General features: G+C 40.2%; 22 protein-coding genes. 4 read left to right on the top strand and 18 right to left on the bottom strand.

Annotated features, from left to right (window positions below):
* Positions 1-73: 73 nt before the first annotated feature.
* From G596_RS0103650 to G596_RS20755, 16 genes are all read right to left on the bottom strand, one after another.
* A complete protein-coding gene (locus G596_RS0103650; protein WP_022760482.1) occupies positions 74-448 on the bottom strand; it encodes a desulfoferrodoxin family protein in 375 nt (124 codons plus the stop codon).
* A gap of 35 nt (positions 449-483) precedes the next feature.
* Complete coding sequence (rbr, locus tag G596_RS0103645; protein ID WP_022760481.1) at positions 484-1050, bottom strand: rubrerythrin; 567 nt, start codon at positions 1048-1050, stop codon at positions 484-486.
* Positions 1051-1215: 165 nt separating this feature from the next.
* On the bottom strand, positions 1216-2811 hold the full coding sequence (locus tag G596_RS0103640) for a DUF4153 domain-containing protein (protein ID WP_022760480.1): 1596 nt from the start codon (positions 2809-2811) through the stop codon (positions 1216-1218).
* A gap of 64 nt (positions 2812-2875) precedes the next feature.
* Entirely contained in the window at positions 2876-3091 is a 216-nt protein-coding gene (locus G596_RS0103635) for a helix-turn-helix domain-containing protein (RefSeq protein WP_026498471.1), read from the bottom strand.
* 14 nt (positions 3092-3105) lie between these two features.
* Positions 3106-3582 (bottom strand): DUF2975 domain-containing protein, encoded by a 477-nt coding sequence (locus G596_RS0103630; RefSeq protein ID WP_022760478.1) that lies wholly within the window; start codon positions 3580-3582, stop codon positions 3106-3108.
* Positions 3583-3809: 227 nt separating this feature from the next.
* A complete protein-coding gene (locus G596_RS0103625; protein ID WP_022760477.1) occupies positions 3810-5240 on the bottom strand; it encodes an APC family permease in 1431 nt (476 codons plus the stop codon).
* A 146-nt stretch (positions 5241-5386) separates the two neighbouring features.
* A complete protein-coding gene (locus G596_RS20765) occupies positions 5387-6157 on the bottom strand; it encodes a PHP domain-containing protein (protein WP_022760476.1) in 771 nt (256 codons plus the stop codon).
* A gap of 5 nt (positions 6158-6162) precedes the next feature.
* Entirely contained in the window at positions 6163-6768 is a 606-nt protein-coding gene (locus G596_RS0103615) for a low molecular weight protein-tyrosine-phosphatase (RefSeq protein WP_022760475.1), read from the bottom strand.
* A gap of 102 nt (positions 6769-6870) precedes the next feature.
* Positions 6871-8067 carry a tyrosine-type recombinase/integrase gene (locus G596_RS0103610; protein ID WP_022760474.1) on the bottom strand — a complete coding sequence of 399 codons (1197 nt, stop codon included), beginning with the start codon at positions 8065-8067 and terminating at the stop codon, positions 6871-6873.
* A gap of 579 nt (positions 8068-8646) precedes the next feature.
* On the bottom strand, positions 8647-8877 hold the full coding sequence (locus G596_RS0103600; protein ID WP_022760472.1) for a hypothetical protein: 231 nt from the start codon (positions 8875-8877) through the stop codon (positions 8647-8649).
* An 87-nt stretch (positions 8878-8964) separates the two neighbouring features.
* Positions 8965-9213 carry a hypothetical protein gene (locus G596_RS0103595; protein ID WP_155829112.1) on the bottom strand — a complete coding sequence of 83 codons (249 nt, stop codon included), beginning with the start codon at positions 9211-9213 and terminating at the stop codon, positions 8965-8967.
* Positions 9214-9218: 5 nt separating this feature from the next.
* On the bottom strand, positions 9219-10106 hold the full coding sequence (locus G596_RS0103590) for a BRO family protein (protein WP_022760470.1): 888 nt from the start codon (positions 10104-10106) through the stop codon (positions 9219-9221).
* Complete coding sequence (locus G596_RS0103585) at positions 10096-10323, bottom strand: helix-turn-helix domain-containing protein (protein WP_022760469.1); 228 nt, start codon at positions 10321-10323, stop codon at positions 10096-10098. Before G596_RS0103585 ends, G596_RS0103590 begins: the two co-directional genes overlap by 11 nt.
* A 444-nt stretch (positions 10324-10767) precedes the next feature.
* Positions 10768-12087 (bottom strand): IS3 family transposase, encoded by a 1320-nt coding sequence (locus G596_RS0103580; RefSeq protein WP_022760468.1) that lies wholly within the window; start codon positions 12085-12087, stop codon positions 10768-10770.
* 35 nt (positions 12088-12122) lie between these two features.
* Positions 12123-12578, bottom strand: a complete 456-nt coding sequence (locus tag G596_RS20760; protein ID WP_022760467.1) for a hypothetical protein — start codon at positions 12576-12578, stop codon at positions 12123-12125.
* The gene (locus tag G596_RS20755) at positions 12547-14499 is read right to left on the bottom strand and encodes an IS3 family transposase (RefSeq protein WP_022760466.1); all 1953 of its coding nucleotides are present in this window, start codon (positions 14497-14499) and stop codon (positions 12547-12549) included. The genes G596_RS20760 and G596_RS20755 overlap by 32 nt, the downstream gene beginning before the upstream one ends.
* A gap of 586 nt (positions 14500-15085) precedes the next feature.
* On the opposite strand from G596_RS20755, the gene G596_RS0103565 reads away from it, so the two are divergent.
* Complete coding sequence (locus G596_RS0103565; protein ID WP_022760465.1) at positions 15086-16552, top strand: leucine-rich repeat domain-containing protein; 1467 nt, start codon at positions 15086-15088, stop codon at positions 16550-16552.
* A 318-nt stretch (positions 16553-16870) separates the two neighbouring features.
* Here the strand turns inward: G596_RS0103565 and G596_RS24305 are convergent, their stop codons facing one another.
* Entirely contained in the window at positions 16871-18247 is a 1377-nt protein-coding gene (locus tag G596_RS24305; protein ID WP_022760464.1) for a tyrosine-type recombinase/integrase, read from the bottom strand.
* Between the two features lie 3 nt (positions 18248-18250).
* Positions 18251-18652: a hypothetical protein gene (locus tag G596_RS0103555; RefSeq protein ID WP_196805191.1), complete on the bottom strand. Its 402-nt coding sequence runs from the start codon at positions 18650-18652 to the stop codon at positions 18251-18253.
* Here G596_RS0103555 and G596_RS0103550 point away from each other — a divergent pair.
* The 3 genes from G596_RS0103550 to G596_RS0103540 all read left to right on the top strand — a co-directional run bounded on the left by G596_RS0103550 (position 18593) and on the right by G596_RS0103540 (position 20742).
* Positions 18593-18895, top strand: a complete 303-nt coding sequence (locus tag G596_RS0103550; RefSeq protein ID WP_022760462.1) for a helix-turn-helix domain-containing protein — start codon at positions 18593-18595, stop codon at positions 18893-18895. The genes G596_RS0103555 and G596_RS0103550 overlap by 60 nt on opposite strands.
* A 227-nt stretch (positions 18896-19122) precedes the next feature.
* Complete coding sequence (locus G596_RS20745) at positions 19123-20532, top strand: ISL3 family transposase (protein WP_022760461.1); 1410 nt, start codon at positions 19123-19125, stop codon at positions 20530-20532.
* A gap of 12 nt (positions 20533-20544) precedes the next feature.
* A complete protein-coding gene (locus G596_RS0103540) occupies positions 20545-20742 on the top strand; it encodes a mobility-associated LCxxNW protein (RefSeq protein ID WP_022760460.1) in 198 nt (65 codons plus the stop codon).
* Positions 20743-20913 lie beyond the last annotated feature (171 nt).

Here is a 20913-nt window from a genome sequence, read left to right as displayed (position 1 = left end):
CACTTGTTTGAAATTTTAATAGTGACGGATTTAATCAGTTTTCTTGATTTATTTTAATGTAACACTCCGATTATTAAATATCTGCTTTCCAAAGTCCATGGAGATTGCAGTACTCATAAGCAGCAACGGCCTTCTCGCCATCTGCAAGAACAAACTCAGCAACAGGCTTGTCGGAAGGAGTGAGTTTTTTCTGCATGTAGCCTTTATCGGTCTCAAGCCAGATGTACTGAATATAATGGGCGTCCATCATAGGATGCTCAACTTCTCCAACCTTAACGGTTACCTTATTTCCACCAACTTCGACTACCGGAACGTGCTTCTCATGAGCGCCGTCAGAAGTTCCGGGAACGAGAGCTGTCATAGGATCACCGCAGCAAACTGGCGTGCACGCAGCATCATTGATTTTAATCACCATACTACCGCATTTTTCGCACTTGAAAATGTTCATAAAAACCTCCTTTTATATCATGTATTTTAGAAACATTAATAATTCTCAGCTTTTATCTGGAAATAAGCCTGAGGATGGTTACATACAGGACATACCTCCGGAGCGGAAGGACCGATTACGATATGACCGCAGTTTCCGCACTGCCAAATACAATCGCCATCGCGAGAGAAAACAAGCTTGTCTTCAATATTCTTAAGAAGCTTCTTGTAACGCTCTTCGTGCTCTTTTTCTATTGCTGCTACGCCCTCGAAGAGTTCTGCTATCTCATCAAAGCCTTCTTCTCTGGCTGTCTTAGCGAAAGACGGATACATCTCCTGCCATTCATAGGCTTCGCCTTCTGCAGCTTCCCTCAGATTTTCAATAGTGCTCCCAATTCCTGTCAGTATCTTGTACCAGATTTCAGCATGCTCCTTTTCGTTTGCAGCTGTCTCCGCAAAGATATTGGAAATCTGAACAAAGCCATCCTTCTTAGCCTTCGAAGCAAAGAATGTATATTTGTTTCTTGCTTCAGATTCTCCTGCAAAAGCCGCCTGAAGATTTTTCTCTGTCTGAGTTCCCTTTAAATCATCAGCTCTGCATCTCCACTTGTTGTTTTCTGCCATTTTATCCATCTCCTTCCCAATATTATTTGATTCCTACATTTCTAATAATAGCATAATCTACCGCTATAATTTATTAGATTTTTATAAAAATATTTGTCGCAATATCGTAAAATAATCAAATCTAGATTATATGTGTAAAATGTTTTTTGACATGATTTTGCTATATCATTTCCCACTATACAGTATCTTCCACGCTCTGTATCTGGAGAAATTGAACTTCCTTATCTCCTTATAATCCTTCTCGTAGTAGCCGCGCTTATCACTAAGTCCGGTCTCGTACAGTTTCAGCAACTCTTCGTTTCCGACATAGGCCGGAACAGCATCCTCGGATATTTCTTCAGTAAGGTATCTTGTCATTGAGCTCTCGTATCTTCCCACTGAGTCTGTGCCGCCTGAGGTTTTCATGTATGCAAGGTCATACTTTGCAACATGGTAATCAGGGTTAGCAAAAACGAACACAATATACATCGCAGTCATCGCTATCATGCAGCACTTAAATACCGGGAAGTTGTCATTATACAGTCCGATAATCAAGAACAACAGGCAAATCGCAAGCACTGCAAGAAACCATAATACAAACACTCTGAGGAAAGTAAGGTGGTAAGCTTCTATATACATAAACATTCTGAATGCACTTGAAGCTATCATTATATAAGTACAAACACCAATCAGAGTCAGAATCGCCTTAAGGACATTATTTTCTGAAAAGAGCTTCTTACACACAGTGACAATTGCAAGGTTGAGCACACTTACTGCAAGCAGCTGATAGAAGCCCTCGTGTGCATATTCTGCAAAAGTATATTTTGCGGGAAGTGTCATATTTCCCATGAAGAGGAACACAATCTGTATCACACTGAAAAGCAGATATACAATCGCAAGAAGGCTTGAAAAGGTGATGGCCACGATTGCGTTATATCCGCAATTCTTATTCTCTACAGTAACACCCTTCTTGGTAAGCACCTTAGCAACTGTATAAAAGAGCCAGAGAGTCCAGGCAAGCATCCAGAGTATTCCGATCACATCCCAGAAATTATCAGGAAGCTTGAAAAGCCCAAACACTTTACCAAGAACATCAGAGAAAATTGCATCCGCGGAAGCAAGAAGTGCAAGCACAATTGAAAGAAGCGGAACTGCAACACAGATTCCGGCAAGTACTGCTATCAGGTTCTGCTTATTCTTTGAGCTAACCTTGGCTCCGCCCACCTTGAAACACTCAACGCAGTCCAACACCGGATCAGGCAGATTAGTTAAAGGTGACACAACCACTAACAATATTCCGATAAGATTACTGATAATATCCCACTGCTTAGTATCAGCGTACAAATGTGTCATAAAGCTGAACATCAAAAGGAATATGGCAAATCCATCAACAAATAAAAGGGACTCATTTGCAGTGGTGCACTTTGAAATTGATAAGAGCATTAACGAAATTATGTAAAATAAGTTAAGAGCGCTTTTCCCGTCTCTGTCTTTAAAAAGTGACAAACCGTCGCTTTTTCTGGCAAATGCAATAAGTATAAGTGTGCCTGCCATAAAAAACGGATATGTAATTCCTGAAGTATTTCCATAAAGGCAGAAGGTATGCAGAATTGAAAAAATTACAGCCAACGCTCCATACTTTTTAAAAGAAACTGCATCTCCCTTAGCCTTAGTCTGAACGGCATCCTGCACATAACATGCAGCTCCCACAGCGGTCTCGGCCAGGCATGCCTGCTCCACACCATTCTCCTGTGATAATCCCCCATTTATTGGTCTTTCCATGGTGATTCCTCCTTTTTGTGAAATGCCATAATAGCAAATCACATTTTATTTGCGGTCATTAAATTCAAGTATCTTCATCCGGGATGAATTCGAGAATATCTCCCGGCTGACAATCCAGCTCTCTGCATATCGCATCAAGCGTCTGAAGCCGCACTGCTTTTGCTTTGTTGTTTTTCAATATTGATAGGTTAGCCAGAGTTATATCAACCTTCCCGGCCAGCTCTGTGAGGCCTATCTTCCGCTTCGCCATCATCACATCCAAATTTATAACGATTGCCATCTCTTCCTCCATCCTTAGATCGTCAGATCGTTCTCTTCCTTGTAGCTGACTGCCCTGTCAAAAACCTTTGCCAGAACCTTGCTGAGTATTCCCGCAAAAAGAAATACCGCTGCAGTCACTAAGGAAGCAGGTGTGAAGTAGATAAAATTCCTGAGGATTTTTACCACCGCAATCGCAAATGCATAATTCCCCATTCTCGACAGGCTTTCAACATTCTCCCTGATAAAACAATTGTCCTCGATAACCGTTTTCATCATCTTTCTGAGTTCAAAAAGAATGAGTAGTGCCAGCCCACCGGCAAGCATTATGGAAATTATTGCAAAGATGTAATGGTCCATAATTTCTGCATATTCAGTCGTATCTCCGAGAACCGTCATGGTGATCTCCACTGCCTTTTTTAGTCCGAACGGCACTGCAAGCTCCATGATAAGTCCAACAACAAGACTGATATCCAAAAACTTCTTGAAATAAACATTTAAGCGGTCGCTCATTATTACCGGTCTCACTCCTTTTCATGCGCATATAAATAATCTTAAGATATTTTCGTTATATCACAGTCGTTTTTGAGAGTCAATAATTTTTTATCGTTTTACGATAAATAGAATTTCACCACAGAAACAAACCAAGCCGATAAAAATGGATAAAAAAACTGCGCATGACCCGCTAAAAGAGCCATGCGCAGCGTAACTGCCAAATATTTTATACAGCTTTTTGTCCTTTATTTGTTCCCTGTCTTTTTCTCATTCTTTGCAATAATGGGAAGCACAACTCCGAGTGCGGTAAGCACAAGAGGAGTGATTACATTAAGTGCAAAGGTAAAAGGATCTGTATCATACATACCGAGAATGCAGCTTGCTGCAGTCACGATAAAGCACCATGCTCCGAAGAAAAGTGCAACACCCTGGTTCTTGACAAATCTATACTCAGCGGGGAACTTATCACCTGCTTTTCTAAGTGCCATATACGCAAAGAACACCCAGAGATAACGAAGAGGCATACATACGGAATTGAGCTTTGTAAGCTGCTTAAGTACTGCTGCCGCACCGGGTACAAATGACTGAATAAGAATGATTGATCCTGAAAGAACCGCAACCATCTTGATTCCGTTTACATACGCACCGACATCATTTTTCTTAAGAAGACCTGAAGGGATGAACTCTCTTGCGTCCTCGTTATCAAGAAGCATACGAAGAGGTGCATCAATACTGATAACAAGAGTTGAGAGCTGGCCTATCATGTTGCATACAGCATAGATGATAAGAAGAAGATCACCTACATGATAGTAATTGCCAAGCTTCTGGAATGCCCAGTAGCTTCCGTTTGAATTGTAAGCATTAAAACTCTCTGCAGATGCGTTGATCTCAGCAGGGTCGAACATCATACCCATTGAAATAGTTCCGAGAATAGCGCATACAACTACCATGATAGCAAGTGTGATCATGGATCTGGGGAACCCTTTGCTGGGATTCTCAACCTTGTTTACGTAAGGAGAAATCTTCTCGCATCCGCCAACAGCAAATACAAGGATTGAAAGTGATGTGAAGTATTTAACATCAAACTGAGGGATAAGATTTTTCATCCCAAAGTCCATTGACACAAAGCCAGCATTCGGATTGATTGCCGGAGCTGCAAACATCATAAGGATATAAAGAATAGACATCACAAACATACTTGTTCCAGCAATTGTTGCAAGCTTCTTAAGAGGATTAAGACCTCTTGATGCAACAAAGCAGAAAAGAAGAAGAATTGCAAAAGTCACAAGCTGAACAGCAAGTGTCGGGAATGTGTCGTATGTCTCACCGTTTCGGAAAATAGCCCAGCTAAGAGCCTTAAGACCGCCTGATGACTTTGACGCAATATAAGTGATATGGCATGCCCAGTAGGTCCAACCCGCGTAATAAGCAACCTTGGGACCTGTTGTACTGAGTATCCATGAGCTTACTCCTCCGCCTGATGTTTTGAAAGCGGAGCCAAGCTCACCGACCATAAGTGCATAGGGAACAAAATAAAGTGCAAACATTAGTATCCAGCTGAAGATAACCTGAATACCATTGAAGTAAACGAAACCATTTAATACGTTACCAAAGCCCCACACCGTAGAGAAGGCCATGAACGCCAAAGTGGTCCATTTCATACGTTTTGAATCCATTTCTCTAACTACCTCCTAAAAATTCATAAATCTTTCGTTTGCAAAAACAGATTCGTTTTGAGTGCAACTTTTCAAGTTTACACCCGAATTATAAAAATGTCATCACTTAGTTTCAAAAATGGTTGATATTGAATAAAAACAGACGATTAATGCATTATCACAGGAAGCGTATGCTCCTTGGAAAAAGTTGTTTGAGCAGCTGAACTCTCAACCGGTACAAATTTGGTATCCTTTGACTCGGGATTGATTCTAATCATCGGTGTTCCGTCACCCGCCATAAAAGCCTTAACATATTCATCAATGTTATTTATTTTGTAAGGAAAACTCATCGCTCCCATGGAAAGCTGCGGGAAGGAATGAATGTCGGATCCGGCTGACATAAGGAAATTGTGCTCTTTTGCAAAGAGATAACCAAGAGCATTCTGCCAGTCAGGATTGTTGGAATTATAAATCTCGGCCCCATCACAAACCGAAGGTGTCAGATGAATAGCCGATAAATAGCCCCTTTCTCTATAAGGATGCGCCTGTATCATTATTCCGCCGGCCTGATGGACGAGATCGTAGACCTCTTTTCTTGATTTCTCCATGATGTCTTCATTCTCAAGGAGCCAGTTTTTATCAACTCCGTAAAGAAGGTATTCGTCGCCCTCAAAGTTGAATTCAATGCCAAACATAACCGTGAAATCAAGCCCATCGGCAGCATCCAGCGCGTGCTCATAGCCGCTGCAATACTGCTCCACCCTGTTCTCCCAGGGCAGAACCCTTGGTATGCAGCTGTTTCCGTTAAAAAAGTGGTCGGTAACAATAAGACCGCTGTAGCCAAGGTCCATCATGTATTCAATGTAGTCACCGGCCGGCGTAATTGAACAGGCACTTGCCTCCATCGTATGCAGGTGTGTTTCGTAAAGGTATTCCATATATTTTATCCTCTCGGAAAATCATCGTGAATCAGTCCCAAGTCATAGTCCTGATCGTCATCATAATCATATACATTATTATCTTCCGAACCTGCGCTATTGCCAAGTACTTTCGCATACTCAGGATTCATAAGAATCTCTCTGAAAAGTCCATGGCAGCCCTCTGAGCAGTCCCTCCAGGTATCATCAAAATTACCGGTGTACCACGGATCAGACACATCTCCGCTCCTGTCCGCAAAATCAAGCATCTTATATACTTTACCCTCGGGATCATTATTGAAAAGTCGCTTCAAATCTCTGATATTGGCGCTGTCCATACCAATGATAAAGTCAAATTTGCCGTAATCAGCCCTTGAAGTAAGTCTTGCTCTTTTCTCAGACACTCCAAGTTCATTGTCCGGAGTTCCTATTCCGTGCTCACGAAGCTTCGCCTTAGCCGGAGGATAAACAGGACTTCCCTGACCGTTCCATATCTCATCAGTGTGAGTGGCTGATGATTCTATATGAAAACAGTCACTTAAATGCTGCTTGCGGACAATATCTTTCATAATAAATTCTGCCATTGTGGAACGGCATATGTTGCCGTGGCAGCAAAAAAGAATTCTGATCATTTTTTACACCTTTCAAAGCCTTGAAATTACTAACTTTTTGAATTTTACGTTTGTATGCCATATGGCATTTTACCACTTTTTTGTGGTAAAATGCCACTTCTGTTACTTATTCATAATCCTATCAACTTCTTCATAAACCATGTCTATATCTACATGTGCATAGTATTCCAAAGTGGTATCTATTCTGGAATGTCCCATAATGTATTGAAGAACATTTGGCTTCATTCCTTCTCTCACCATTTTAGTGCAGAATGTGTGTCTGCAAATATGCGGAGTCACATAAATGTTATAGTTCTTTTCGTTATATATTTTTTCACATACCCTCTGAAAGTACTTTTGTATCATACTTGGAAGAAGCGGAATTCCCCTATGGTCTATGAAAAGGAATTCATCACCGCCATCAATATTGACTGTCTGTATCTGCTTTTCTCTTACATCCAATATCCTTTTTACAGAAGCTTTTACATCATTGGACATAGGAATCTTCCTAAATCCTGATTTTGTCTTCGTACTGCCCACCACATACTTTCTTGCAAACCTATTAAGAGTCCGCTTGATAACTATATAACCGCGCTCAAAATCAATATCACAAATACATAGACCACACAATTCCGCTATCCTCACTCCGGTATTAAGCAAAATAAAAAACATATCATAATATCTACAGAAATGAACGTCGTTTTTAACAAAGGCCATGAACAACGCCTCTTCCATGATAGATAGTGACTCCCGTCTCGTCATATCATTTATAACAACACCATCCAGTTTAAAATCAAAGGGATTTCTCTCCAGCTTCTCATCCTCCACAGCCATTTGAAATGCCTGCCTTACAACACCGCGAATAGTATGGATTGTGCTATAGCCTTTACCATTTGTTTGAAGAGATATTAGCCATTTCTTGGCATCAGCAATAGTTATGCTGTCTATCTTTCTTGTACCAAATTCTTCTCTACTAAGATGGCTACGAACTGTCTCATATCCACACTGTGTTGATGGCTTTACATTCGTTCTGATTGCTATGTATTTGTCGACAAGTTCCGTCACTGTAACTCTCTCATCAGAATTTAATCCTTTTAATTCCCATCGCTTTTCATACTGCGCCTCAGCCTCTTTTTCACGAAGAGATTCACATTGTCTTTTACCCTTCGGTTTAACATCAGTAGCTAACAATCTCCAGCTATATAAATATCTGGTCTCTCCTCCGGCTGTTTGATATCTATAAACATATCTTCCATCGCTTCGTTGATGCTCATTAGTTCTTAATAGTCGTCCTTTATTGTCTCTTCTTTCTTTTGTCATAATAAAACCTCCATTTATGCATGATGTCTAAATCTTACATAAATGGAGGTAGTTACAAATTCATATAGCGGTGTATTTATAGCCCTGCTTTTCAAATTGTTCTGCAAGAAGTCCGCACTTTTCCAATACTACGCCCACCAATATCACCTTTTTATGATTAAAGGGTCCTGTAACCAGAACCCTTTAATCTACGCAGCTAAATTTATTCTGCTCATATTTATCGTCTCCGCAGCGGAGAAGCCAGGAGCTGCCCCCGGCATATCTTTTCTGTTCATAGATAGTTTATTCTGTTTTCAATTTGCAAAAAAATCAGCGTGTTCTTTTCACTATATATTTACAGCGATTATCAGTGCGCTTATAATAACAGTGATCAGGTTACAGAAACTTGTGATGCCTGTGACCGGAAGGAGGACCCACGGGCCCTTCTTTTTTACAAAAAGACATCCCATATCAGGAATGTCCTTCTAACAAGAACTCCGGACCGGACAGCTTAGCATCTGCCTTACATCCTCATGCAGTTTGCGACGATTTACCTCGCTTAAATAAACATATCATGTATTGCTCAAAAGTAAAAGCATATTATTCTGAATGTTGAGATTTTAGAATTTCAGAAAGATTCTGCAAAACAAACTCTTGACCTGTCTTATCATATTCAATTCTGTAATATGATGCTCCGCTTATACTTGTTTGTAAAGAATGTGTTATCCCAACAGCCTGCCCCTTTTCTGTAGTTAATGTTATTTTTTTACCAAGCTGATTATCCTCTTTTTCTATCAGATAGCCATTCTTCTTGAGCCAGTCCGTTATCACTTTGTATGACAGCTTCTTATATTCCTTTTCATTTATCCCTGAATTCAGTTGTTCTGTAAATCTTGTTATCGTTTTTGTCTCTATAAACTAATAGCCAGAAAGTGACTCCATAGGAAATTCTTTTTTCTTAATACCTGAAACCCTACCTATCACGCCACCATTATCCTTAAGGGCTGATAGGACATCTTTTATAAAAAACATACACCTAATAACGTTGGGATCATTCATAACCTCATCGTTATCTGCAGGCATATTGTTTATAGGATTTTTTCCATCTGCTATACGCTCTACATAAATAAGTGCTTTTTCCAATTTATCTAAATCGAATTGTTCCATATAAATCATTCTCCATTCTCATTATCATTTTCAGACTCTATATCTATAATATTCTCTATAAGCCCCACAACAGCGTCATTTAATTGCTTCGCATTTTTACTCGTGATGACTGGTTTCCCTGTTTCTTCTTCAATATTCTTTCTGGCATCACCTGCAATCTGCCCGCCTCTTTTTGCTATTGTTTTGTTTTCATCAAGTCCTTGCGGATTATGTACTTTAGTAAGTTCAGTAGTAGTTGCTTCTGCCAACATGTTTAATGCAAGCTCAAGAGTGCTCATGTTATCTCTGAGATTTTCTTTTTTGAGTCCCTTAAGATTCTTATACTGCCTTGTTGACATACCTGACCATGCTCTGGTAACTTCATCGGTCAAAATAGCAAATTCTTTGCCCTGCTTAACACCATGGCCTTTCCACTGATCAGTTAACTCTTTCCTTGCACGAATTGTCTGAAGTCTTTGATTGATCCAGTCCGCATCATATCCAAGTCTTGCATATGTTTCCAAAGCACGGTCTATCGTAAGTTCAGGGTCTATAGTCTCCTCAATCCTTTCACGTCCAACCTGAGCAAGCCACATCTTAAATGGCTCAGCTTTCTTTGAAGGAATTGACTGTATAATTCTTAAAAGTTGCTCAGTATTCGCTACGTCAGTTTTATACCTTTTCCCATCTTTGGGAGACTTCATTTTCAGTTGGTTACAATTTGTAACCAACTGATTTCCTTCCTCTTTAAGCCTGCTTTTTAGCACTTTCCAATAGTCACGAGCTCCATCAAAGCTCTGTTGCTCAGTTAACGCGCCTACCACATCAACTATAGAAAAATACCACTCTTCCTCATCCTCGACCCATGCCGTCCTAATTGGCTGGTCTTCAAATAATTGAACTTTATCTGTCATGATCATTATCCCCATTTCTCTCTACTTTATTATTTCCTGCAAGCTTTTCCATTTCGATTTTATACGCCATCAATCTCAAAAGATAATCCGGCATTTTCCTATTTCCCAATTCCCAATCCTGCAATGTACGATATGGAATCTCAAAATAAGCACAAAACTCCTTTCTCGACATTCCAGTATCGTTTCTTAATTCAATCAAATATTCTCTGCTGTCCATATAAGTCCCCTTCGTTAAATCAACATCGTTATACTCATTGCGTATCATTAGTATTTCATACACATTGCGTATTGTCAATAGAAGCTATCGCTTATCAAATTTAAACCGGTTCGAAAGTCAAGGACTTTTTTGTGACAGATTTTAAGGTTGAATGGAATCATAATAGACAGTGCAAAAATATATATGACAGTGATGGATTTTAAGTAGTACTACGATAGACTTTAGGTTGACAGTAGTACTTTTTTTATGGCTTTTTGTAGGGGATAATGATAGAGGGTACAACAAATAGGCCAGAGGATTCCCTGGCAATCAAAAAGCTGTACCGTCAGAGAGTGAGGTGAACTCGCATTTGCGATAAGCCAGACCCTTACTGCCACGATACAGCTGCGTTTATTATACAGCTGTAAAGTATTTAAAAATATAAGATTTTGAAGAATATATAGATCAGAACAGTTCGTTCATCATGAATACATAACTTAATTCAGTATATTTTCTCCATGCAAGTGGTTCTTTAAGCTCAGAGCGTTTGTCTTCTGTAAGTGACTTTATGAACTGAAGAGCGCTCTTGGCCTTTTCCAGGACAGCCTGCATTTTTGTGATCTGATTAGATGCTGTCATTTCCTTATCCTTCCACTTATCTATTACTGACTTAAGAAGGCGTTGGTCACGAAGTATTACTTTTTCAGGATCAACAAGCCGTTTTTCTTCACGATGCTTTTGGGATGCTTCTCTGCGAGCTGCAGCTTCTTCATCAGCATATCTGCGTCTTACTTTCTTCAGATCACCACCTGTCATCATAATTGATGCAGGAACACCAAAGTAGTTGTCAAGTGGATAAACTCCCGTTGTGGCATACTGATAGAATTCCTCAGGAGTAAGTCCTGCAAGATCATACTGATAATGCTCTGAATTGTATGCCTTAAGGTAACCATCCACAAGCTGTCTTGCAGACGTAAAATCCCTGCACATAGCAACCATATCGAGGATGGCTGTTTTAAGCCTCCCAAAGAAGCTCTCCATAGGTGCGTTATCCTGAGAATTGCCTCTGGCTGATACAGACTGTACAAAGCCATCATCGTGAAGTAGCTCAGTAAAGGAAGTGGCAAGGTACTGACTCCCCTGATCATGGTGCACATAAACTTCATTGGTCCTCATGACTTCCGCAAGTTCGCCAGCATGACCACTCATCATATCCCGGTAGGCTTCTTCTACGAGTTTTAGAGACATATATCTCCCTATGCTCCAACCAAGGTTTTCACGAGTATAGGCATCTCTGAATACGCACAGATAAAAAGTGGTTCGATATTCACCATAGTAAAGATATGTTATATCTGAAAGAATGACTCTTCGCGGAGCGATGAAGAAGTTCTGGTTCACCGCATTTACCGGCGCCGCGCACACGTGATTATGTGATGCCTGATGCTTATATGCATCTTTATGCGGCATCTGTGCCTGTATGTTCATCTCAGCCATAAGCGCCGCTATCTTTTTGGTATTCACAGTCCTGCCAAATCTTCTAAAAAGCTCCACCCTGAATGTCCTTTTCCCAGGAACCACGCCATTTCTGGCAATGATAATCCTACGCATAAGTTCCTTGATTGCATCCCTGTCGGCTTTTTTCTCCGCCTGTTTTCCAAATATATCTTCCTTACGGCCTTTCCATGCATAGTAGCCAGAGTCAGACACTCCAAACATACGCAGGCATTGTGAAACGTTATACCCATTGTGTTTCGACTTCTGCTTATTTATGAATGAATCAACCATAACAAATCTGTCTGCCCGGATTTCCTTTTCCTCAATCAGGTAAAGTACTCCTCCAATTCGGATCGGATTTTTTTTTGAGCCAAAAGCATTTCTTCAAGATAGTGGTTACGCGCTACAAGATATGCCCGTTCTTCTTCTGGCGTGAGATTTCCCATCTGTTCACGGGAGACGGAGCCGTCATAATTCGTCTCATCTACAGTAAAAAGTTTGTTGTCTCTGGCCTTCTGCATTACGCGCTTTCCGGCTGAATAGGCTCGGTCTTCTCCCAAGATATTTGTGTCAAATCCAAGCGCATTATAAGCCTGAACATATGTCATTCCTTCATCATGGATTTTCTTGTACAGGGCAATGTCAAAGTCTTTAGAGTAGAAGATCCTGTCCTCTTTGAAGCCAGTAACAAACTCATTATCGAGAAAGGGAATGATCTTTTCATCAGGTCTGTCACTGCCGTCCTCATATTTATACTTTTTTGAATGATCCACCAGTTTCATCGTTTAATCCCCCAATACTTTTTTCTGTAAACTCCTTATAGCTTCTTGCAGCCATGTGAGCGTTTTTTGCTGACTTTACCTTCATCTTTTCAAAGCGTTCTTCTTCTCTCGCCAGATATTTGGCGAATTCTGCTTCACTCATCTGTTCCAGGTATTGTTCATACTCTGCAGGTGTCATCTTTTCTCTATCCCACATGCCTCTTTCATTATTATAGTAAAAGCCATATCTATCAATACATTCCTGCAACTCATCCAAAGATTTACAAGCTTCATAAGGGCACTCATCTTTAAAATGTCCAAAGAATGATTCCTGAACTGCATTATCCCAGCAGTTCCCGCGTCTTGACATTGACTGCGTAAGTTCTCGTTCAACAACTGCAGCCTGAAAGTCATCACTCATGTAAAGTATGCCCTGGTCGGAATGAAGTATTGCACCACTTTTGGCAGGGTAAGAATCCATTGCGGCCAGGGTATCAAGCGCAAGCTGAAGATCATTGTTTTCACTAACAATGAAGCATATGAGTCTGCCTGTAACCGGATCCACAGATGCTGAACCATAGGCACGCAGACCATCACCATAGTCAAGATATGTCACATCTGTAAGCCTTATTTCATTGGGTCTGTGAAGCCTGAATCTCCGCATGATGAGGTTGGCTTTTTGGTTTCTCGCTATGAGTTCTTTCATTGCTTTTCTATTCCGGCTGGGACGTCTTATTGTTGTTCGGATTCCGTATTTATTCATAAGCCTGCGTATCTTGTACATGCTAAAAGACTGTCCGGTAACCCTTGGCATAAGCATATATACCTGGCGTATACCTTTCTCAAAGCCTTTGTATGCAAGTACCTGGCGAATTATTACTATATCTTCCTCATCTCTGCGACACCTGTTAATTTTGCCTGTTCCATATGTTTCATTATGTAGCAGTGCGTAATAGCGGCTTTTTGATAAATCCATCAGTTTCAGTATCCTTTTTCTGGAATAGTATCCCCAAGGATCACTGGGGAGTCCATCTGCCCATCGACAAACTTTGCGCTGAATATCATAATTGTCAGTTTTGAATATCTGTCCTAATTCGCAAAAACCTTTTCTTACTTCCTGGAACATCATAGAAGCCCGTCTATTCTGTATCTCCAAAATGCCTTCATTACATGGAATAACCTCTGTCTCCAAAGGCTTCCATGCTTGCAAAGATGAATTGATCCGCGTTTTACTCCAGGTATTCACCAAGCTATCATCAATTCCGTATATCTCAAAAATCTTTGAAAGCGGAATGGGTATCATGTATACCTCATTAAAGAAGGCATTTTTCATGTACAGATTTCCACGTACTATCTTTTCTACATAGGGATTCTCTAAGAGCTTTGGAGAGGCTGCAGAAACATGATACTCGACTTTTGAAACAGCTTCAGACGCAGCATATCGTCTGAATATTTCTCTCTTAAAAGCCTGTTCCAATCTGACGATTCTTTCACATCCGACATCAAGTGGATCAATCCCATTGCGCCTTAACATATCTTCAATTGATGTGTCAGGGTAAGCTTCCATTAATTCTTGGCGAAATCCGGGATCTATCGTCATTCCGAATCCTCGTTTCTTTCTGTAAAACTTCCCTGACAGTATCAAAGGATTAGTTTCTTTATATTCCGGATCTATTTCAGGGTGAGATTTTTCTGTAGGCAGAGGATATCCGCCGTATTTGAATCTTGCACATATATCTTTAAATGAATGGGATAAGAGGTCTATTGCCAGAATATCAACTTTCTTAAGCTCTTCCTCTATGGTTTCAGGGGTAGGGTTTTCTTTCCATTTTTCGAAGAGTTTTATCCTAAAGGGAAGTGTAAATCCCACTGTTTCACCATAGATGGTTTCGACAACCGGATTATCATTTAGCTTTTTTCTGTTTATATCCCTTCCATACATTATGATAGATTCCTCCTGACAATAGAAATACCCAGACAATGGGTATTTCAACTGTCATGTTGAAGTCCATCATCTGGGTATCAGTTTAATTAGTGTGGTACCCCATTGAAAAAGAGCAGTCGTTTCAGAACAACTGCCCTTTATGTAAAATCCTTATTCAATTCGAATGAAGTATTCCTATTATTATATTGGGGTAAGTCTGGGGTAAAACCAGTTTTTTCATGTCTAAAAACGCCTTAAAATCTGGGCTTTTTCACATTTCCCGCAACCTATGCCGTGGCAGACGAATAAAATTCTTATCATTCAATCTCTCTTTCCGAATATGCTCTCTTATGCGCTAAAATGCGCTAGTTTGCGTGGTCGATATTTAACCAATTCATTGTACATAAAATCATTCAAAATGGCAAAACTTAGCGGAACTTTCCATATTATACCACTGAAACGTAGTAAAATCGTAGTCAGTTTTGGAGATTCGGACTACTGGTCTTTTGCCTTATATAGTAGAAAATCATTTACAAAATCAATCATATATGGTATTTTAAATGCTGTTGGCCTATGTTTATATGATTTAATAAATGGAGTTTAAATGAAGAAGTGTTTACTGACTGCTGCCGCAGTTGTTTTATCGGCAGCAGCTTTTATATCAAAGCCGATCAAGGCTGATGCTATGGCACAGGCAAGGACTTGGAATGTTTATGTTACTGAGACTGGATATTTTTATGGAACATTGGAACCTCGTCTCAAACGTATTTATAATGCACATGGGATGCTAATGGTAGAAAAAAAGTCCAGATTGATATCGAGGTTTGACATTGATGCTAAGCTTGGCTTTACAAATGACGATGAGAAGGTAACTGCTGAAGAAGGGAGTATTGTTGCTGCAGCTTTTGCTTATGACCATCCTGCGTTGGTTGCGCGAGTAAATGAAACTAGTACTGATATTATTATCGATGAGTTAGCTACAAATCAGGTATTACAACAGGCTGCTGGGGTAGCTGCTTCTGCTGCCGGGAAAGAAAAGAGTGAAAAGGTAAAGATTTATCATGATTATATTGTTAATCATGTGGAGTATATAAGTAATGCTGCTAATAAACAGATAGCGTATGGGGCTCTTATTGATAAGGCGGCTGTTTGCGAGGGGTATGCCCGTGCGTTTGCTACAATTTGCCATATGGGAAATGTGGAATGTATTCTTCAGTATGGCAGGTCTATGGGAATGGACCATGCGTGGAACCTTGTGCTGTTACAGGATGATGAATGGTACGAGGTGGATACTACATGGGATGATAATGGTGACGATTATCCCCCTGCTTATGATAATTTTTTAAAAACCTATCAACAGATGGAGAATCATTATCATATTCATTATAATGAGAGTGCAACTGATTTTGCCGGTTATTATCGTGGCTTCTCAACACTACCTGTTGCTGCTGGCACAAAGTATGCTTTTTCATCGGCAGCTCCGGAAACTGCGACTGAAAATAATGAGACTTCTGCCAATAATGGCACTGAAAATCAGAATAATACTGATTCCGATGTCGAAAATATGTCTGTTCCAGAAAATACGGCTAATAGTACCAATGTTCCTTCTCAGAATACGGCTGCAAATTCTGTTGTTAACCCAACTGCTGTGTCTGATTTTTATAGTGGTGAGCATGTTGCAAATTCTGGTGAAATTGTTACCCTAAATGAAACAGGGGCTACCATCGTTAAGGGTAGTGGTAACAGCGTTCCTTCATATGTTACAGTATGTTTGGACAGATACTACGAGGTAACGGAGATCGGTGATGGTGCTTATAGCGGTAACTCCAGTCTTAAGAGTATAACAATACCCAAGACTGTAAAGAAGATCGGGGCAAAGGCGTTCTATAACTGCAAGAACCTAAAAAAGATAAAGTTCGCGGGTAAAAAGGTTAATAAAATTGGAGCAAAGGCATTTGGTAATATCGGCAAGAAAGCAACCATATCTATTCCTAAAAAGGTTTATGACAAGTATGTGAAACTCTTAAAAAAGAGCAAGCCGGTTAAGGGAATTAAGTATAAAAAGAAGTAAAATGGCTACACCAATATAATAGACTTCTTACAATATGCTATAATAATAGTGTGATATCACATCAAGGCAGTACCATCAGGCGCGTGTATGGCGGAAATCGATTCCGATTTCCACGCGGAATTTGGACTGCAGCAGCTGCCTTTGCTCACGTTTCGGGCGTTAGGCTGAAGCAGCATTGCACCAGCCAAGTAAAGGAGCTAAAATAAAAAATCCGCAAAATCTTTCAGATCAGGCAATTATTGCCCGCTTCCGGAAAGATCTGCGGATTTTTTATTTCAAAATTACACCCCAGCCGAAGCCAGGTTTTTCATTCAATCCTTATGAAATTTTAAACTCCCTGATGCTGGGAACCTCTTCCTTTTTCTCTTTGCAATCAAGCTCTTTTCTTACTTTCTCAAGCTTCAATAGTTCATCTGCCGCATCCTCTAATCCCAAATGGGTGTACGTATTAAGCGTTACGCTTATGTCGCTATGTCCCATCAGGTATTGGAGTGTTTTAGGATTCATCCCGGCTTTGGCCATATTACTGCAGTATGTATGCCTGCACACGTGCGGTGTGATGTTAGGAATCTGAATCCTATAAATGTTGTTATACCTTTTCACCATATTATTAAAGCGGTGTTCCCAGTGCATGGCCACAAGTGGCATTCCATTCTCATCCAGGAAAAGAAATCCGGTATAACCGTCAACCATCTTTTCTATGGTGTAATCTTCTCTTTCTTCAAGTATCCGCCTAAAGCACTCTGCTACATCATCTGTTATAGGCAGTTTCCTTGTTCCGGCATTTGTCTTTGTGCTTGCAATTACATACTGCATATCCGAGGTGCGCTGGAGCTGATGATCTATGTTTATCACTTTATTTTCCAAATCAATGTCGCTTACTGTAAGTCCGCAGAACTCTGAAATTCTCATGCCGGTATGGAAAAGAATATAAACTGTATCGTAATACTTATAATAAACATTATCGTCATGGATGAATTTCAGGAATTTTCTCATCTCATCCTTTGTGATTGCTTCTCTTGTCACGGAGTCATTAACCACAACTCCTGCTAGCTCAAATCCAAATGGATTCTTCTGCAAGCAGTCATCATCGACAGCCATCTGGAATGCCGGCCTGAGCACTCCTCTTATTGTTTTTACTGAACTGTATCCTCGGCCATCTTCCTTTTGTAACTTTGCAGTCATTTTCAAAGCGTGACAATTTGTCACGGTTTCATTTCCTTCTTTTTTCAGTCTTTGTTTAAGCTTTCTCCAATACGTTGTACCAGGCTGGTTCAGTTTTAATTCATGAATTTCTGAACCAAGCTGGTTCAGTTTTATACTGTCAGTATCCAACAGTCTTTCCATATCTGAAATCAGAGTCAGAGTAGCACTATTCGAAGAATAGAATGTATACCATTGTTTCATAAACCAAAGATTACGTGCAGAAAAACCTTTCGCATCAGGAAATGCAGCCCGTAGATCAAGACTCAGCTGCTCAACAATGCCATTTCCCCATTTTTCTTCTGCCTTACGTACTACAATATCTCTACCAAGCTGCCAGTTAAAGAGAAGCTGTTCAGAATTCACCTTTACAGCAGCTTTAATTTGAGAATTTCTAAATCGTTGCTTTATATCTTGAATCCAATCAACATAGTCATGATCAAGCGTAATACTATGTGAACGAACAACTCGTGGTTTTTCATTTATTGCCATGATTTATTTGCCTTTGCCTCCCATATTGCTATTCAGGTAGTCATAAAGCTTTTCAGCAGTACTAAAATCAATGTTGTTACCATCCTGATCAGTAATACATCCATCTTCATATTTTCGACCATAATCTAATTCATAAATAAAATAGCTTATATCCTCTCCCTGGTCTTCCATAAGCTTTTCTAAAAGCTTAACAACAATAGGCTCATGAGAAATCTGCAAGCTTGCGCCATTACAAAGATCAAGTTCTAGGTTTTCTCTGCTATTTTGAAACAGTTCGTCTACTTTATTTACAAGGTCATTCACTTCTCTCAATCTTTCAATAATATCAAATGAAGGAATAATTACATGAACGAAGATTATGGAAATCAGATAAAAGAATACAGAATCAGCCTTGGTCTTACCCAAAACCAAGTTGCCACGGAAATGAATGTAACTCCTGGATATATCAGCAATGTAGAAAATGGCAGAACCGCCATGTCACTTAGAATGCTTATTTATTATGCCAAGTTAATGGGAATAACACTTGATGCTCTTGTAGGCCAGCTAGAACCTGAATACAAGAGTTCCGCTTTGGACAATGCTCTTTTACGCGAAATATCTAAGCTCGATGAAACTTCAAAAGAAAAACTGGGTAATCGATTTTCGTGAGGGGCTACCTTCGTGAGGGTCTTTTATGAGGGTTGCTCGTGAGGGGCAAACTTGAGGGGCTGGTTTGAGGGTTATTCGTGAGGGTTTTACCTAAAAAAATAAGAAACAGGATTGATCATCAACGTGTTTGTTGGTTAATCCTGTTTCTTTTTTGAAGGATCATTGTCCTTCTTTCTCCCTTCTCGTATGATACTTTTTGCGGAAAATACATCAAAGAAGGAGGATACATGAATAGTATCACAGATTTATTAGACCTTGAAGATGGCGACCTCTGTATCACAGGAACCCAGATTCAAGGTCACACTAAAACTCTCACCATTGAAACAAAGCCCGTAGCTCATTATTGCCCTAACTGTGGCTACAGGATGTATTCAAGAGGTGTCAAAAAACGAAAGGTCAATCATCCTATTCTTCAGGATAGCTACTCACTTGTAATTATTCTGAAACAAAGAAGATGGCGCTGTACAAATCCTGAATGCCTTTATGACATCAGTGAAAACTTCAAGTTCGTTAACAAACGCCGCCGTACTTCAAACGCTACAGATATGTTGATTGTTAGCGCCTACAGAGATCTTATGGAAACATCCGTCTCTATTGCCAGGAAATTTCATGTTTCAGATTCTCATGCTCACGAAGTCTTCGACAGATATGTGAAGCTTGACCGTCTGCCGCTGACAGATGCTGTCTCCATTGATGAAGTCTGCATAGATATGGATGAACACTGCAAGTATGCCCTGGTCATACAGGACTTCCATACTGGAGATCCAATCGACCTGCTACGCAGCAGAAGAAACGATGTCACTGAGCCCTATTTTTCAGCAATTCCGATAGAAGAACGATTAGCTGTAAAATATCTGATCTCTGACATGTACAAGCCATATATCGCCTATGTAGAGAAATATTTCCCCAATGCAATCCCTGTTGTGGATTCCTTTCATGTGATTCAATGGATAACCCGCCTGATAGACAATTATATCCGTCAGCTGATAAAGAAGTACCGTCAGCGTGACCGCGAACTTCAGGACAAGCTTTCTATTGAACGTCATGAACCAGTCTCTCTTCCGGTCTCTGACGAGGTATACATTCTGCAGAAGTACCGGTGGTTAATCCTGTCCAATCTATCAAATATCCGTTACCATCATGATCTTCGTATGGATCCACATTTCCACAGGCTTATGAACACATTTGATTATGAAGACGCTCTATTCAGAATAGATCCCAACCTTCAAGAATTCAGGGATCTTAAAGAAAAGTATGTGCAGTTCAATTCACGCAACAGCGGCAATCCTCATTCAGCAAGACTGGAAATAGCTGTGCTGATAAAAGAATACAGAAGTTCCCGGCATGATATATTCCGCGATTTTGCCTCACTTCTTGAAAAATTTGAAGATCCCATAATCAATTCTTTCATAATGGTTGAAAAAATGGGAAATGGAAAAATCTATGACAGCAGGCTTTCCAACGGTCCTATTGAATCAATAAACAGGAAAATAAAGGATCTGAAGCGCATGGGCAGAGGCTTCAGAAACTTTGAACACTTCCGCAATAGGTTTCTGTATTCAACCAGATCCGCTCCTATACTTAACGGAGTATCGGATTATAACCCTGTCGTTTACTTTGAAGAAGATGAATTTTAGGAGGACTAACAAATGCTTGATTATTGTGCTTTCAGTAAAGACCATAAATGTATCAAATGGGAGGATTATCAGATAATGCTTCAGGAGATAGAAGAAGCAGACTCACTTTGCCATGGCAACTGGATAGAGATAGAAAAGCAATACAACTACATCCTGGAGCTGCAGGCAATCCTTGATGAACATGGAATTGATTATCCTATTTTACTGTAACTTATTAGAGGGTCTGGAATCATAACTCCAGACCCTCAAGTTTGCCCCTCATGAATGACCCTCACGAACGCCCCTCACGAATAACCCTCACGAACTCCACTAAAAAAAGGGCCAGCCCCTCACGACTGACCCTCATTAACTTTGGGAAACCCTCACGAAAATCGATTACCC

The organism is Butyrivibrio sp. AD3002, assembly GCF_000420905.1.
Lineage (GTDB): Bacteria > Bacillota > Clostridia > Lachnospirales > Lachnospiraceae > Butyrivibrio.
Note: the sequence above shows the minus strand (reverse complement) of the source record. Positions and strands in the feature narration are given on the sequence as shown.